Genomic DNA, 16417 nt, shown 5'->3' on the forward strand with positions numbered 1-16417 from the left:
TCCTCATTCGGGATTTTGGGTTAAAGTATGATAGGTCTTGATTGTATCGACTTCATTGGCTGCACCAAAAATCAGTGGTGTGCGAGCATGATGACTAGCTGGTACAATATCAAGAATATCTTGCATACCATCGGTGGCTTTGCCTTTTGCAGCGTCACAGAGAAATGCAATGGGAAATGCTTCGTAAATTAGTCTTAGGCGACCATTTTCATAGCCTTTACGCTGGTCATTGACATAAAAGAACAGGCCGCCACGCTGAAAAATACGATGGAGCTCGCCAACCGCAGCGCCAAGCCAACGCATATTGAAATCTTTGCCGCGCGGCCCAACCTTACCTTGTTGAACATCATCAACATATTGACGCATTGGCGGAAAAAGATGGCGATAAACTGAAGCATTATAAGCAAGGTCGGATGTTTCAGGGGCAAGAGTAACATTTTCTTGTAAAATATAAAAAATGCCGCTTTGTGGCTCCATCGCACCCAAAATAAGCCCATCGCCGACCGATAGAGCAAAATCAATACTATGACCATAAGAAATATAGCCAGCAGCCACTTGTTCGCTACCCTTTACTAAAAATGGGTCATGACTATAGGAATTTGGAAAAATCGAAAAAAATGTGCCAATTGGCGCGCCAATGCCGACATTGCCTGAGCCATCAAGCGGATCAAATGCAACAGCAAAATCACCGCCGTCGGGATTGCTTATAACATCTTCAGATTCTTCCGATAAAAGCTTGCCAGCTCCTGCTTCCAATAATAGTTCAGAAAATAAATAATGCGAGCCAACATCAATGCTTTTTTGTAGATCGCCATCGCTATTGGAACCAACGAGACGACCCGGGTCACCATAAAGATGGCCGCCAGCTACACGCTTAGAAAGCTTAAATGCACCAAGACAAATAGCTTCAATCAGTTTTACAATTGCTATTTTTGCACCGTCACCATGCATCCACTTGGTTAAATAAGTTTCAAGGGGCATAAAATCTATGGTTTCGTCATCGCCAATTAGCTTTAGCCTTTCAGCATCATGATGGTTTTTCATTTAAACAGTCTCACAGATTTCTTGCCTCAGTTCATTGAAACAATATTTAGCAGCATTACTGTAATTCAATAGCACCTTGGCAATAAAAGCAATAGGCTAAACTGTTATTAAAATAATAATAAAAAGTTTCATCGCGTAAAGTTGTATCAAATGCGCTGATAAGAACTCTATTGAATTGCCTATTTAACAGTGGCATAGTTTGTAAGTTGTAACACTTTTTAGCTTTTTAAAGAAGCTTTTTATTGGAGGTGGTGTTACTAAGGGGAGGAAGAATGCGCGGTTTTTATCATCAAGATCAGGCTTTGCATGAGCCAAAACAATTTATGCGTTATGGCGAAATAGCAAAGCCCACCGATAGTCCATTGCGAACACAAAAGCTTTTGATCGCTCTTGAAAATTTAGGCGTAAGCGTTGAAACACCGCAAGATTATGGCCGCCTTGCTGCATTAAAAGTTCATCCCAACTATTATCTTGATTATCTTGAAACAGCTTACAGTCGTTGGTTGGAATTACCCATGCATGGGGTAGAGGTTTTACCCAATAGCTTCCCTTATTGGAATGGTGACCCTGCTAAGGATAGGCGGCCTCCTTGTCCAAGCAATCATCTTATTGCCCAAAGCGGTTATTATCTTGGTGATCTTGCTGTGCCAATTAGCAAGTTTACTTACCTATCGGTTTTACGGTCAACCCATAGTGCAACGGCTGCCGCTGAGGCTATTCTTGAAGGTGAAAAAGTCGCTTACGCCCTTTGTCGCCCTTCTGGGCATCATTGCCGTTCTGATCGTGCTTCGGGCTTTTGCTATATGAATAATGCTGCCATTGCTGCAGAGCATTTACGGCAAAAATTTAAAAAAATCGCTGTTCTTGATATTGACGCCCATCATGGGGACGGCACACAAGAAATATTTTATCGCCGCAGCGATATTTTGACGGTTTCTATCCATGTTGATACATCAGTTTATTATCCGTTTTATACCGGCTATCTTCATGAAAAAGGCTATGGTGAAGGTTTGGGCTATAATGTTAATATTCCGATTGCCGCCAATAGCGATGATGAAAGTTTTTTAACCGGTGTGGGTTTAGGCGTTGATTATGTTAAGAATTATGGCGCTGAAGTTGTGGTTCTTGCCCTTGGCTATGATACCCATAAGGATGATCCTTTAAGCATTGTTAAAGTGACGACCGATGCCTTTTATAAAGCTGCCATTCTTGTTGCACGTTTGGGTATTCCTGTGGTGATTATCCAAGAAGGTGGTTATCAGGTGAGTGTTATTGGCGATTGCCTCAAAGCGTTTTTAACCGGCATTTTAGCCAAAATATAAGATTTTAAACGGTGGCATGTTAAAATTTAAAAAATGAAAATTTTGCTTTAGGTGTAAGTTTTATTCGTATCTTATTGAAAATGAACATGTTTAAAAATATTGCCTGCGAAAACCGTTTTGTTTTCACAGGCAATAGACAATAAACGCTTGTTTTATGCAGCTAAGATGTTAGTGCGTGTTTTGGTTGTTGTTGGCATGATGCAATTCTTGGTCAAGGCGTGCTTCTTCTTCGGCTTTGGGGCGAATAAAGCGGCCAAGCAGCAAATAAGCAACGGGGGTTACATAAAGCGTCGCAATCGTAGCAAGCCCAAGTCCACCAACAATGACCCAACCAAGCGCAATACGCGCCTCAGCACCAGCTCCTGATGCCAAAACTAGCGGTACACCGCCAAGAATAGCGCAAATCATAGTCATCGATACGGGGCGTAAGCGAATATTGGCAGCTTCCTCAATCGCTTGGCGCACATTCATACCGCGATCACGCAATTGGTCAGCAAATTCAACAATCAAGATACCGTTTTTGGCCATGATGCCAACAAGCAAGACCAAACCAATCTGACTATAAACATTAAGACTAACCCCAGAAATCATCATTGCGATAACTGCACAGCCAAGTCCAAGCGGAACGGTTGCCATAACAATAATACCAGAAATAAAGCTTTCAAATTGTGCTGCTAAAACCAACAAAATAATCACAATCGCAAAGCCAAAAATCAAAATAAGACCGGCCGATGTTTCCCCAAGGGTTGCTGCTTCAGCAAGAGGCAAAATATAGCTGCCTGATGGTAACTCATTTTTTGCAATAGCTAAGACATCTTGATAAGCAGTTCCAAGGGCATAGTCTGATGCAAGATTGGTGGTCAATGTTACCGCCCGCATACGTGATTCACGTTGCAACTCTGGTGGTACGGGTCGCTCATCAACACTAGCAATGGCTGAAACTGGCACAAAGCGGCTATCGCTAGTTTTCATATAGATGTTTTCAAGATCGCTTGGGTCATTAACTGGATGGGTAGAGGATACGATTTTTACATCATAACTACGATCACCCACATAGACCGAGCCAATTTTGCGCCCATCGAGCATAGATTGCACGGTTTGTGCCATACCAGAAATATCAATGCCAAGGTCGGAGGCGCGGGCGCGGTCTATATCAATAAATAATTGTGGCTGTGTTGCATCAACCGCTAGGCGAGGTTGCAAGAATTTGGGATTTTGCTGCATTTTGGCAATAATTGCCTCTGCCGCGGGTTGCAGGGTTGCGTAATCCTGCCCTAAAATTGCAAATTGCAAACCATTGCCCGCACCACGAATGCCAAGGCTGTTGCCTTCACGGGTGAGAACGCGCACTGATGGGAACTTGCGCATGGCGGTATTAATGTCGCCAATAATTTCCTGTTGACTGCGCGAGCGATCATTCCATGGTGCAAGAGTTAAAATAATAACACCGCGATTGGTCGAGCCGCCCGTGCCTGCTACGGAATAGGTGCTAACAATTTCACCATTTTCTCGCAAGGGCGAAAGAATAGCTTCAATTTGCTTGAATTGGTCATTAAGATAATCAACCGAAATACCCTGTGGTCCTTCAATTGATAGGAAGATAGATGAGCGATCTTCCGATGGCGTAAGCTCTTGCTGCAATGTATTAAAGCCCGCCCATGAAAGTCCAGCAAAAACGATTGAAGCAACAATCACCATTAAGGGTTGGTTTAAACAAAAATGCAGAGTTTTACGATAAAAACCGCCAATAAAACCACCTAATTTTTGAAAAAATAATGGCTCATGATGATCGCTTTCATTGGACTTATGCTCTTTTAAAAAACGTGATGCAAGCATTGGGCAAAGGGTGAGCGATACGATTGCCGATAGTAAAATTGCAATCGCTAGCACAAAGCCAAACTCTTTAAATAGACCACCAGCTTGCCCTGGCAAAAACGAAATTGGAATAAACACCGCAGCAAGGGTAAGAGTGGTTGCGACAACGGCAAAAAATACTTCATTAGTGCCCAAAACTGAAGCTGCACGTGGACCAATGCCCATATTGCGGCGGCGAACAATATTTTCTAACACCACAATTGCATCATCAACTACAAGCCCCGTTGCAAGCACCAGTGCTAGCAAGGTTAAAATATTGATGGAAAAACCGACTAAATAAATAGCAGCAATTGTACCGATGAGAGCAACGGGAATCGATAAGGCTGGAATAAGCGTTGCTCGAACATCCCAAAGAAATAGAAAAATAACCACGATGACGCCAAGAATGGCAACGATCAAGGCAATTTCAACCTCATGAATTGCGCCCTTGATGAAATTCGCATCATCACTGGTGATGCGTACTTCAACACCATCAGGTAAAGTTTTGTTAAGCTCTGCAACCGCCTGCGTAATGCCTTTAGAAATATCCAAAGTATTGGATTGCGCTTGCCGGATAATACCAAGTCCAACGGCGGAGCGACCATTGGCATTCACGATTGATGTTTCAACATCAGGCCCTAAGGTAACATTGGCAATATCACCAATGCGGATTTTTGGAGTAATATAAACATTTTCAAAAGCTTGCGGGGTTGAAAGATTTGCTGTTGCACGCACCACCAAGGATTGGTCAGAACTGCGTAATGATCCAGCTGGTGCGTCAAGCGCCATATCTGATAGGGTGGTGGTGATATTGCCAACCGTCAAACCGTAACTTGCAAGGCGTGCCTGATCAATATCAATGCGGAAAATCTTATCACGATCACCAAACATTTGCACATCGGCAACGCCGGCAACCGCAGACAACGTATCAGCAATCTGATCATCGGCAAGAACGGTTAGATCATCAACGCTCATTCTATCGGACATCACCGCAAGGCGCATTACCGCATCGGCATTGGAATCTGCTTTGATGATACGTGATGCGTCCGCGGCTTGCGGCAGATCATTGGTGACGCGTGAAATGGCATCACGAATATCCGCCGCTGCAACATTAAGATCAACACCATCATTAAATTCTACTGTCACGCGGCTGCGCGCAAAGGATGAACGCGATGAAATGGTTTTAACCCCGGTGACGCGCGCTACAGCATCTTCTAAAACTTGGGTAATTTCACGGTCAATAGTTTCGGCGGATGCACCAGTAAAATCTGTTGCAACAGTAACCGCAGGGCGATCAACATCGGGCAATTCGCGAATATCCACACCAGAAAGGGCTGCAAGACCTGCAACAACAATCAAGGCATTAACCACAAAGGCGAAAACTGGCCGGCGAATAAATAGATTAACAAAGCCAACCTTATTGGTTGTCTTTGGCTTTTTTGTTTCGCTCACACCATCTTTATCAAAGGAATTGTTATTTTGCATTGGCGTGATCCGCTTTGGCTTCTTCATCGCCCTTAGTGGTTGGCTCTTGTCTATTGCTATCAGCCTGTGTGCCAACACGTGCTTGCGGATTTTCAAAGCGTACTTCTATCCCCTCGCGCAATGACTGCACGCCTTGGATAACAATATTATCCCCCGCTTCAATTTCGCCATTGACCAATACATTATTAGAATTGCGCTGAATGATGGATACTTGAGTTTTATAGGCTTTATTATCTTTAATCCGCCAGACATAAGCACCAGAGCCGCTCCATTGAATGGCGAGGGGGTTAACACTGGCATAGGGATCACCGGGAAAGGTGAGGCTTACCTCAAAGGACATGCCGCCGCGCAAGACATCATTCTTGTTTAAAATTTCTGAGCGCACCCGCAAGGTGCGGCTTGCTTCATCAATTTTGCTATCAATAGCGCTAACGGTGCCAATAAAGGGCTTGTCACCCGGGCGTGCGATAGATTTTGCACTGATCGATTGACCAATTTCAATTGATGGCGCATAGCGTTCTGGCACCCAAATATCGACCAGTATCTTACTACGGTTATCAATATTGGCGATTGTTGTTGCTGTGGTGACATAATTACCCGCATCAATCGGTAAAATACCAACCATGCCATTAATCGGTGCGCGGATAGTACGCCTTTCCAGAGTTAATTGTGCGTCTTTGACTGAAAGCTCAGCCTTGGCAAGTGCAAGTTTGCCGCTAATTTCTTGTACTTGCGATACGGTTTGCGTTTCGCGCAAGCGGATAATGCGCTCATAAGCCTGCTTTGCGTCTTCTAGCTGCACCTTGGCTTGCTCAAGGGCAATTTCCTCATTATCCGAGTCAAGTTTGGCAATTGGATCATTGATCTTGACATTTTGCCCCGCTTTGACAAAAAATTTTTCAAGCGTTCCTGCCGACCATGGCGTGACTGCAACTGTTTGATCAGCGCGGCTTGTGCCAATAGCGGTTAAATGATCATTTATGATTTCTTTTTTGGCGGGCTCAACCACCACAAGCGCAGAGGCATTGCCACCGCCTGATTTTTGGTTAGGGTTTTGCGCCATAGCTGGCGCGGTAAAAAGCGGCATCGCCATTAATGATGCTAAGGCACTAACTGTACCTAAAGCGGCAACCGTTAATATGGTTTTGCCAATTTTCATCCATTCAGCCCTTTGATTTTATGTGTTCAAATATTGCATTCATGCAGCATTGAAATTTTCATTGTGTATGCCACAACGCTCGAATAAGTATTAATATTATGCAAGTTTAATGCGGCTATATGACAATAAGCTAGTCGATTAGATTTTAGCTTTTCTAGTCGGTTTCTATTTAAGGTCATTAATCGCTATTTATAAAGTGTAACGGGATTCAGCCCATTGTTTTATTTATATAAATTCTAAAAGTTAAAGTCGTCTTTCTGATCATATTTCGATATGCTTTGACATATTTTTGGTAAAGATACCTTTAATCATCAAGTTAAATAATTTTAATGCTTACAAAATACACGACTATATGCGCTAGTTTAGATCACCTCGATATTATTGCCTTTAAAAGAATCATAATTATTTCTCGCCTGTTTTAAAAATGCCCTTTTGATAAAGCCAATATTTGATAAAGCCAGTGAGATAATTTAACCGTTCCAATACTTTGCTTAAAAGCATAATAGCAGCGCCGTATCGATTAGCGAAAAATGGCATTTATAAAATTTATCAATAAATTCATTGGTTTGACTTTTTTCTCTTGATGTACTCCACTCGAGAGAAAATTCAAGGGGCAAAAATATTGCATAAAGCCAAAACTATTGCCAAACAAAAAACGGGCATTGCAATTTGTTCTGATCACTTTAATGTGTCATAATCAACACAAGCGCCAGTTAAATTTTGGTAATGAAACCAGGATAGCGGAAAACCATCTTTTCTTGGTGCTCTCTATGTTTCGTCGCCTGATAAAATTGATTATAAGCAAAGCTATCATTTATTTGGATTATTTTTCATGACATTAAATACTAATGAAACCGCGACTGATGGCATGGATATGTCAAGCCAAGATGACTTGGCAGGTCTGGTTCCATCGTTAAATATTAACGCCTCTCATGAAAATAAAATTCCGTTTTTCTCGCGTATTCGCACACGCTTGTTGCTTTTGATGGTGCTTTCAGTTCTCATTACTGAAATTTTGGCCTTTATTCCCTCCATTGCCAATATGCAAAGCCGTTGGCTTGAAAATCAGACCAAATCGGCTATGGCGCTATCTTATGTTTTACTTAATGAAGACAGAATTGTGCTTGATCAGGAGGTGCAGCATAGGGTTCTTTCGGCAACGAAAGCCCTTGCTTTGACTGTAACCCGTGATGATGGTTCGATTGTAGCTATAAGGCTTAATGGGCAGGAATATTCCGTCGACAAGAATATTGATTTGAATAATTATAGTGAAACTCAGTCAGTCATTAGCGGTGTGACAACACTTTTTTCTAGTACGCCTAAAATTATTCGTCTTTTTGCGCGTACCGATGATAGCAATCAGGTATTTTCGATGACCTTCACCAATAGCGAGTTGCGTGAAGAAATGCTGCGTTTTACATGGCAATTTGCGATAATTTCACTCACCATTGCCATTGTTGCCACCACGATTATTTACCTTATTGTTTATGAATTATTGGTGCGCCCCTTGCGTGCTATCTATTTTCATATGCTTGATTTTGTTGCCGAGCCTGATAATCCTAACCGCATCATTGTGCCAGAAAATCGCCGTGATGAGATGGGGGCAGCGCAACGGCGTATTGCGGCAATTGAAGTTGAATTGCAACAAAATTATGTGCGGCAAAAACATCTTGCTAATCTTGGGCTTGCAGTATCGAAAATTAATCATGATATGCGTAATATCCTAGCTTCGGCGCAATTGATTTCAGACCATTTGGCCGAGGTGAATGATCCGCTAAGCAAACGGCTAACCCCTAAATTAATCCACACCATCGATCGGGCAATCAACTATACGCAAAGTATTATTGCTTATGGTCGAATGCAGGAGCAAAGACCCAATTTACAATTAGTATCCTTGCATGCCCTTATTGATGATATAAGGGATAGTCTTGCTGTATCAGGTCGCGAGCTCGTGAATATCCACAATAAGGTTGCAGAAGATTTCGAAATGTTGGTTGATAGTGAACAGCTCAACCGTGTTCTTACCAATCTGTTTCGAAATGCTGTGCAAGCTATGACCTCGCCGGCAGAAATGGAAAAGGATAAGTCCCGCGATATTACGGTAACCGCTCATTATGAAGGTAATTCGGCGATTCTTGATATTGTTGATAATGGGCCAGGATTGCCGGTAAAAGCCAAAGAACATCTTTTTACGCCTTTTGATGGTAGTACCGGACATGGTGGCACAGGTCTTGGTTTAGCAATCTGTCTTGAATTGGTGCGCGCTCATGGCGGTACAATCGAGCTTATTGATGATTGTAAGGTCGGAACGCATTTCAGGATTCGTATACCATTGGCTGTAAATAATGTGGCGAAATGGTATGGCACTAAAAAAAGCGCTTAATCCTTTGGTGTGTGGATATTTTTTTATAAAATTTATTTGTTATAAATCAATGTCTTAATTTTTTTTTTATAAAAATTTGATTTTTTTTGAAATTTGGTCTTGCAATTATCCAACGAACCCTTTAGACACCGGCAAGCGCAACGCAGTGACGTTGCCAGGGCATGCACCCGTAGCTCAGCTGGATAGAGCACCAGACTACGAATCTGGGGGTCAGGAGTTCGAATCTCTTCGGGTGCGCCATTTTTCTCTTAAAATTTCCAAATTTTTAAAAAGTTAATAATGATATATTGTGCGTAACATTTTATGATTGCATAATATGTGGCTTTGTATTTTTACTTTGAGTGATTTTGTTCATAGATTGCTCTGACACCAAGATAATTGCAGCTATATAAGCAATGGAAATTTTTTCCTTTAAGGTAAAGCAATAAATTATCTAAAATTTCCCATAACGAAGTCTCATGCACTAAATTTTTTTTCACATAAATTTGCCATTCCTTTGCTGCTATATATTAGGTTATAGTCTTAATAGAATTATAGGGTATTATTGGAGGAAAGAATGAAGGCTGTCGGTTATTATAAATCACTACCAATTGACGATTCCCAATCTTTGATCGATGTCGATGTTGCTATGCCAAAAATTGGCGCGCAAGATCTCTTGGTTGAAATCAAGGCAATTTCGGTTAATCCTATTGATTATAAAACGCGCCTTGCTTCAGGCCCCTTTGATGATCAACCGCGTATTTTAGGTTTTGATGCAGCTGGTATTGTGACCGAACTTGGCAGTGAGGTGAGAGGCTTTAAACTAGGTGATGCTGTTTATTATGCTGGTGCAATAAACCGCCAGGGTTCTAACGCCCAATATCAAGCGATAGATCATCGCCTTGTTGCCTTAAAGCCAAAGACTTTGGATTTTGCAGCGGCGGCGGCAATTCCGCTAACCGCCTTAACGGCCTTTGAAATGCTATTTGACCGGTTACGGATCGATCAAGGGGTGCATAAGGGTAAAAATACCTTTTTAATGGTGGGTGCGGCTGGCGGCGTTGGCTCTATGGCTTTGCAATTAGCGCGGCTTAAAACTGATGCCTTGGTGATAGCCACCGCCTCACGCCAACAATCTCACGACTGGGCGCTTAAAATGGGCGCCGATCAAGTGATTGATTATACCAAGCCTTTTATTGAGCAGTTGCAAAAGCTAGGGCTTAACCATGTTGATTTTATTTTTTCAACCGCTAATTCTGAAGGCTATCAACCGCAATATGCCCAAATCATCGGGCCGCAGGGGCGCATTGGCTTGATTGATGGGCCTAAGACCTTTGATATTGTGCCATTTAAAGGCAAATCTGTTTCATTGCATTGGGAATCGATGTTTACGCGATCAATGTTTGAAACAAGTGATATTGGTCGCCAAGGTGATATTTTAAAGCAAGTGGCAGAGATGATTGATGATAAGTTGCTAACACCAACCGCGACTGATAGTTTATCACCAATTAATGCTGAAAATTTAAGGAAAGCCCATCGGTTGATGGAATCTGGCCAACATATTGGTAAATTGACTTTAAGCGATTTTTCTTAATAATTGCATCATCACTAATGGTTTAACTCTAATAAATGATAAAGTTATATGATCCGTAAAAGCTTGTTTTCTGTCATTGTGTTGCTGTCTTTGCTTATAAGCCCTTTACTGGCTTATGCGCAAGATATGCGGCCGCAAGGGCGCTATTGCGGTAAGGTTTATCACAACGGCTATATGGTCAATGTTGAAATGACGCTTGAAATATCGCCAACGGGTAGTTTAACGGGCTCTATGCGTTATCGTGATGGTGAAATGGTAACGGAAGGCAAATTAACGCAAATATCGCCGCCAGTGGGACAGCGTGAAACTTTAAAATGGGCCGATAAATATGGCACTGGCTATGCATTTTTAGAATTTAGTAGCGATTTTTCAACATTTACTGGTGCATGGGGATCATGGGCTGAAAGCCCTAAGCAGCCCACAAATCCTTGGACGGGTAAGCGTTGTAACGGATTTATCAGCTAAATAAATTAGTATTTTATAGGTTGAATATTTAGCTTAACGGTGCATTTTAATAAATGGTAAAATGCACCGCTTTTTTAGCGTTGAACAAAACTATTTTATTGCCATTTCTGGAATAGGCTGCGACTTTATTTGTTTAATCCATTGTGCTGCCCAGCGGGCGGATTCAACTAAAATTGGCTTTGGTGCTTTAAACCATTCATCAGGCGAAATCTCGCGTTTTTCGCGAACAAAAGCAATGGCATCATCAATATCTGGAAATTCATTTTCAGCATTAATATGCAAAAACAATGCCATCATAATAACCGAGCGTGAACGTCCACCACGGCAATTAATCAGCACATTGCCACGCTTGCGGCATGGATAAGTAATTTTTTGTGGCAAAATTTGCTGAAAAGCAGCTTCAATTGTAAAATAACCGGCAATAAGTTGCGTGGCAGGATTTCCTGCGCCATCAATTAGGCCAATTTTATAATAGCGTATTTCTGCTGGGCCAAAATCGCGCTGGTGGGTGGTGCGGTCGGCTTGACTATCGGTAACAAAATTAAAATCAAGATTAACCGCGCAATTAATAACCGTGGTAATATCCAAGCTTTTTAGAAGATGGATATCGGCGGCCCCCTCTTTGCCAGAAAGATAAAGATCTTTGCCATAAGGAGCAAGGTTTTGATAAATAAGGCTGAGATAAGGTAAGTCCAAATCTCCCTTTTCAACCTGATGCGCTTTTATCATAATATTCCAAATCCAGCTTGGCTTTTTAAAAGCCAATAATATTTCAATAGTGTCTCTTTAATAAAAAACTGGTAAAAATCCAAATTAATTTTTTAATTAGCGTCATTTGCTTGGGGATTAAGGAAGTATAATACTTTACACTTCTTTTTTTATTTGATCAATTATAATTTTTTTCAAATGTTAAGCTGTATAAATTTATATTAGAGTTTAATAATAGTAAAAAATTAGCGTTTATAATTCATTCGCCAAAAATCTTGCCAATCCTCTCGTCTATCCCAATCATCAAGACTGGTTGCCATATCATAATCAAAAAGCTGGTTGCGATAGGTACCAATGCCCGATGGTTCATTTTTTGGTAAAGCAACTGATTGATTGGTGGAAATTTTTCCATCAACAGCCTGTGGCTCAATGCCCTCAGCTGTTAGTGCGTAATGAAGGAAGAGTTTTGCACTATTGGGGCTTTTTGTGCCGGTGGCTATAAGACCAATGCTTGGGTAAAGCCAACCCATATGCGGCTTAAGGCCAGTGCAAAGACCAAGGGTCATGCCTTTTTCTTTATTGTCGCGAAATTTAGCGGTACTGATCAGTGCTAAAAAAGGCTCTTTTTGGCCTGAAGCTGCAACCGCATCGGCCGCCGCAGAGTCTGAATCTGTGAGCAAAGGGCCATTTTGTGCTAAAGCTTTGATCCATGCAGCTGTTGCACTTTTTTCATCGGTTTGAATTTTTTTGCCAAATTGTACTTCATAGGCTTTACGCATCGCTTCATCGCCATGGCTCTCTAATTGGTTAAACCAATCAACATAAGCGCTTTTACCCAAAGGATCTTGCATGGCAACACGGCCGCGCCACTCACTTTCAGTCAGCTGCCAGACATTATCAATCGGGCATTTATCATAAAGGGTGGTATTATAAACCCAAACATTGGGGCTATTTACAATGGTGAGTGGATCGCGATATTTTTCTGGCACATCATTGACAAGATCTTGTGGGAACCAGCTCATTGCAAATTTTTGTGGGATAAGCTGCGCCATGGCAGCAGGAGCATCACTAATGATTGACACATCACCTTGAATATTATTGGCGCGCGCTTCACGGATGAGCATTTCAAGCTGGGCGGTGGCTTTGACTTTGCGACCTTCCGCTTTAAGGCCATATTTTTGACTAAAGCCTTTTGCCATTTCAATGATTTTGCCAGTGCTGTCATAAATGACAATTGGCGCTTCATTCTTGGCAGCTTCTTGCAACGCTGTAAGTGCATCATTGCTTTTCGCAAAAGCCGAAGTCGCAATAAGGCTCAAAAAAACAACAGCCAAAATCTTTAAAGGTGATTGGCGTTTGGTTGATATTTTAGTGCCCGAAATTTTTAACATAGTTTGTTTGTTTACCACGGTCATCTCACCTTATTGAGCAAGCGTTGATTTTAAAGATTTAATTGAATTTATATCATCCAACTATTGCAATTGCGCGACTCTTGAGCCAGTTTGATCAAAGCCATGCTGGTTTTTGGCTTGAATGGCAATGGCAACCTTGCTGCCTGTTTCATAATTGGGTGGCTGATGGGTGGAGGCAAAAACCGTGTGACCATCCTTGTTTAACTCAATAATCCAATTGCCGCCGGTTGGCAAAATGCCCGTCACCATCATATCAGCCTTAAAAACATTTTCTTTATGCGCTATGTCCTTTTGGGCTATTTCTATTGCTTCCGGCCTAAAGCCAAGCGCTGCAATATTATTTGAGTTTTGGCTATATTGCGCTAAATAGCGACCAATATCTTGGGCGATAGGCTTATCATTGGCGTCACTTAAATTAATAATATTAATTGGTGGGTTGCCAACAAATTCCGCAACAAAGCGGTTGGCGGGACGGTTATATATATCATCGGGCGTGCCAATTTGTTGCAATGTTCCCTTATCCATAACCGCAATGGTGGTTGCCAAAGTCATTGCCTCCCATTGATCGTGGGTTACAAAAACAATTGTTGTTTTAAATGCATTATGAATGCGTTTTAGTTCTGCACGCATTTCAAGACGCAAACGCGCATCAAGATTGGAAAGTGGCTCATCAAGCAGCAATATGCCGGGATTTATCGCCAACATGCGGGCAAGGGCAACACGCTGTTGTTGGCCGCCAGATAATTGGGATGGATAGCGGTCGCGATATTGTTCAATATCCAAGGCTTTCATGACACGCTCAACTTGCGCTTCGCGTTCAAGCTTTGGCACCTTGCGTAAGCGCAAGCCAAAATCGGTATTGCGTTCAATGGTAAGATGCGGCCAAAGCGCATAGCTTTGAAAAACCAAACCCATTTCACGCTTTTCCGGCGGTATGAAAATACCTTTTTGAACGCTGTCCACGACACGATCATCAATCAGTAATTCACCATCAGATAGGTTTTCAAGGCCAGCAATCATGCGTAGCGTCGTGGTTTTACCGCAACCTGACGGCCCAAGCAGACACATGAAATCACCATTGGTAATTTCAAGATCAAGATTTGATACGGCTTTTTGCCCATTTTTCGCATAGGATTTTTGCGCATTTTGAAGTTTAATTGTCGGCATTAGCTTCCTAATCCTTCTGCAAGATTTGTTTTGGTAAGTTTTTGAGCGGCAAGGGTTGAAAAATAGGCAATGGCAGCAATGATCAGCACCACGGCATTGGCGGCTTGTGTATAATTATAATCAACAAGGCGCAGTGAAAACGTGGTTAGCACATCGGTACTTGGCACAGCCAAAATGACAAAAAGGCTAAGGCTCTTAATGCCAGAAATAAATGGCAAGAGGATACCAGTGACAAGTGAGCTTTTTTGTATGGGGATAATCACTGTTATCATACGGCGCAACCAACCCGCACCTGATATTTGGGCAGCTTCCTCGGGGTCTTTGCCAAGTTGGCTCATCGCAGCAATTCCGGCCCGTGATGCATAGGGCATTTGATCGGCAATGAGTGCCAAAAGCAAAATGGTAAGCGTTCCGTAAAGTGCAGGAATGGGACCGCGTGCAATGGCAAAGAGAGAAAGATAAGCCGCAGCAAAAGCAACGCCGGGTACAAGATAGGGTAAAAAGGTAACTTGCCGCAAATAAAAGCTCAAACTTCGTAACGGTGTGCGAATAACCACATAGCCAACAATTAAACCTAATAGACCTGAAACAATTGAAGCGATGCCAACAATTTTTAAGGTATTATAAAAAGCTGCCCATAATTCATGAGTTAACAAAATACCTGATTGCATGGCAACCGTACCAAGATTTTGGCCAATCCAAAAATCAAGCGTGAAATTATCAAGAGCAAATTTACCCGGAATTTTCATCACCGTTGACAGGATCAGCGCGAGTAATGGCAAGGCAACGCTAATGGCAAAAATAAAGCTGGCAAAGACGGTAGCAGTTATACGCCAACGGCCAAGATGGTTGGGTCTATTCATTGAACCCTTGCTGCCAATTGTCACAAAACGGCGGGCTTCACGTACTAAACGCGCATCAATGAGCAAGGTTATGATGCCAAGTATCATAATTGCTGCAGCTAAAACACCGGCAACGCCAGTTTGTCGAGATTCTAATGAGCGAAAGAGCGAGGTGGATAAGACTTGGTAATTAACTGGTAGGCCTAAAACATAAGGCACACCAAATTCGCCAAGGCATTTGGCAAAGATTAAAACAAGGGAGGAGAGTAAAGCTGGACGCATTAATGGAATGATAATTTTCCAGCTTATTTGCAAACGATTTGCCCCTAAAATACGGGCAGAATCTTCCAATTGTGAGTCAAAGCGTTGCAGGGCGGAGCCAAAAAGCAGGATCACAAATGGTACATAATGCAAAACCATGATGATGGTAATTGGTACAAAACCATAGGCAATCCAATCGGGCGGGCTAAGACCAATGGTTTCAAGCCAGCCGGGTTGGCCTCCAACCGTGCGGTTTTTAAACACTGTGGTCCATGCCAACGCAAATGTCCATTCGGGCAGCATATAGGGGATAATAAGCGCGGTTGCAAACCATTTACGGCCAAACATATCGGTGCGGCTGACGAGCCAGCCCAAAATGCCACCTAAAAGCCCACTCCAAAAAATAACAACAGCCGCAATCATTAAAGTATTGAGTAATGGCCGCCAGAAAAGATCAATTGATATTGGTGAAAAAAGCACCCGCAATATATAATAATCGGTAAGTGCGCCGGCATCTTGGCCAAGGCGGCGCTCATGACCAAATTGAACGGTCACTGCATCAATTAAAATAGAAATAATCGGCAATACGATAAGATAAGTAAAAATAATTGCTAAGATTATGCCGATAATCGTTGTTGGTTCATGAAAAGCAATTTTGATGCGATAGCGTAAGCGTTGCCAAAAATGTAAAGATGAGCGAGGTGAAAGGGATGGCGTTATGGAACCGGTCATATCCTTATCA

11 protein-coding genes and 1 tRNA gene are annotated in these 16417 nt (G+C 42.2%); 5 read left to right on the forward strand and 7 right to left on the reverse strand.

Features of this window, described 5'->3' with window-relative positions; all coding sequences use genetic code 11:
• Positions 1 to 3 precede the first annotated feature (3 nt).
• Complete coding sequence (locus tag N6B01_RS00140) at positions 4 to 1044, reverse strand: class 1 fructose-bisphosphatase (RefSeq protein WP_315973316.1); 1041 nt, start codon at positions 1042 to 1044, stop codon at positions 4 to 6.
• A gap of 272 nt (positions 1045 to 1316) precedes the next feature.
• Between N6B01_RS00140 and N6B01_RS00145 the strand changes: the two genes are divergently transcribed.
• Positions 1317 to 2366 (forward strand): histone deacetylase family protein, encoded by a 1050-nt coding sequence (locus N6B01_RS00145; RefSeq protein ID WP_262079324.1) that lies wholly within the window; start codon positions 1317 to 1319, stop codon positions 2364 to 2366.
• A 168-nt stretch (positions 2367 to 2534) separates the two neighbouring features.
• Here the strand turns inward: N6B01_RS00145 and N6B01_RS00150 are convergent, their stop codons facing one another.
• Positions 2535 to 5705, reverse strand: coding sequence for an efflux RND transporter permease subunit (locus tag N6B01_RS00150; RefSeq protein WP_262079325.1), 3171 nt, complete (start codon positions 5703 to 5705; stop codon positions 2535 to 2537).
• Positions 5695 to 6864, reverse strand: coding sequence for an efflux RND transporter periplasmic adaptor subunit (locus N6B01_RS00155; RefSeq protein ID WP_262079327.1), 1170 nt, complete (start codon positions 6862 to 6864; stop codon positions 5695 to 5697). The genes N6B01_RS00150 and N6B01_RS00155 overlap by 11 nt, the downstream gene beginning before the upstream one ends.
• An 832-nt stretch (positions 6865 to 7696) precedes the next feature.
• Here N6B01_RS00155 and N6B01_RS00160 point away from each other — a divergent pair.
• The 4 genes from N6B01_RS00160 to N6B01_RS00175 all read left to right on the forward strand — a co-directional run bounded on the left by N6B01_RS00160 (position 7697) and on the right by N6B01_RS00175 (position 11285).
• Complete coding sequence (locus tag N6B01_RS00160) at positions 7697 to 9247, forward strand: sensor histidine kinase (RefSeq protein ID WP_262079329.1); 1551 nt, start codon at positions 7697 to 7699, stop codon at positions 9245 to 9247.
• Between the two features lie 163 nt (positions 9248 to 9410).
• Positions 9411 to 9487 (forward strand) — tRNA-Arg (locus tag N6B01_RS00165).
• 316 nt (positions 9488 to 9803) lie between these two features.
• Positions 9804 to 10820, forward strand: a complete 1017-nt coding sequence (locus N6B01_RS00170; RefSeq protein WP_262079330.1) for a zinc-binding alcohol dehydrogenase family protein — start codon at positions 9804 to 9806, stop codon at positions 10818 to 10820.
• 48 nt (positions 10821 to 10868) lie between these two features.
• Complete coding sequence (locus N6B01_RS00175; RefSeq protein WP_262079332.1) at positions 10869 to 11285, forward strand: hypothetical protein; 417 nt, start codon at positions 10869 to 10871, stop codon at positions 11283 to 11285.
• Positions 11286 to 11375: 90 nt separating this feature from the next.
• On the opposite strand, the gene N6B01_RS00180 is transcribed toward N6B01_RS00175, so the two are convergent.
• The 4 genes from N6B01_RS00180 to N6B01_RS00195 form a co-directional block, all read right to left on the reverse strand.
• A complete protein-coding gene (locus N6B01_RS00180) occupies positions 11376 to 12014 on the reverse strand; it encodes a dual specificity protein phosphatase family protein (RefSeq protein ID WP_262079333.1) in 639 nt (212 codons plus the stop codon).
• Positions 12015 to 12238: 224 nt separating this feature from the next.
• Positions 12239 to 13384 (reverse strand): ABC transporter substrate-binding protein, encoded by a 1146-nt coding sequence (locus N6B01_RS00185; RefSeq protein ID WP_410007269.1) that lies wholly within the window; start codon positions 13382 to 13384, stop codon positions 12239 to 12241.
• Between the two features lie 81 nt (positions 13385 to 13465).
• Complete coding sequence (locus tag N6B01_RS00190; RefSeq protein WP_262079336.1) at positions 13466 to 14572, reverse strand: ABC transporter ATP-binding protein; 1107 nt, start codon at positions 14570 to 14572, stop codon at positions 13466 to 13468.
• A complete protein-coding gene (locus tag N6B01_RS00195) occupies positions 14572 to 16407 on the reverse strand; it encodes an ABC transporter permease (RefSeq protein ID WP_262080680.1) in 1836 nt (611 codons plus the stop codon). Before N6B01_RS00195 ends, N6B01_RS00190 begins: the two co-directional genes overlap by 1 nt.
• Positions 16408 to 16417 lie beyond the last annotated feature (10 nt).

The sequence above is a fragment of the Bartonella sp. HY406 genome, from assembly GCF_025449315.1.
Taxonomy (GTDB): domain Bacteria; phylum Pseudomonadota; class Alphaproteobacteria; order Rhizobiales; family Rhizobiaceae; genus HY038.

Coding starts and splice junctions, on each gene's coding strand:
- N6B01_RS00160 (WP_262079329.1), top strand. CDS start 7,697: ATGACATTAAATACTAATGAAACCGCGACTGATGGCATGGATATGTCA.
- N6B01_RS00145 (WP_262079324.1), top strand. CDS start 1,317: ATGCGCGGTTTTTATCATCAAGATCAGGCTTTGCATGAGCCAAAACAA.
- N6B01_RS00195 (WP_262080680.1), bottom strand. CDS start 16,407: ATGACCGGTTCCATAACGCCATCCCTTTCACCTCGCTCATCTTTACAT.
- N6B01_RS00175 (WP_262079332.1), top strand. CDS start 10,869: ATGATCCGTAAAAGCTTGTTTTCTGTCATTGTGTTGCTGTCTTTGCTT.
- N6B01_RS00155 (WP_262079327.1), bottom strand. CDS start 6,864: ATGAAAATTGGCAAAACCATATTAACGGTTGCCGCTTTAGGTACAGTT.
- N6B01_RS00140 (WP_315973316.1), bottom strand. CDS start 1,044: ATGAAAAACCATCATGATGCTGAAAGGCTAAAGCTAATTGGCGATGAC.
- N6B01_RS00185 (WP_410007269.1), bottom strand. CDS start 13,384: ATGTTAAAAATTTCGGGCACTAAAATATCAACCAAACGCCAATCACCT.
- N6B01_RS00180 (WP_262079333.1), bottom strand. CDS start 12,014: ATGATAAAAGCGCATCAGGTTGAAAAGGGAGATTTGGACTTACCTTAT.
- N6B01_RS00150 (WP_262079325.1), bottom strand. CDS start 5,705: ATGCAAAATAACAATTCCTTTGATAAAGATGGTGTGAGCGAAACAAAA.
- N6B01_RS00190 (WP_262079336.1), bottom strand. CDS start 14,572: ATGCCGACAATTAAACTTCAAAATGCGCAAAAATCCTATGCGAAAAAT.
- N6B01_RS00170 (WP_262079330.1), top strand. CDS start 9,804: ATGAAGGCTGTCGGTTATTATAAATCACTACCAATTGACGATTCCCAA.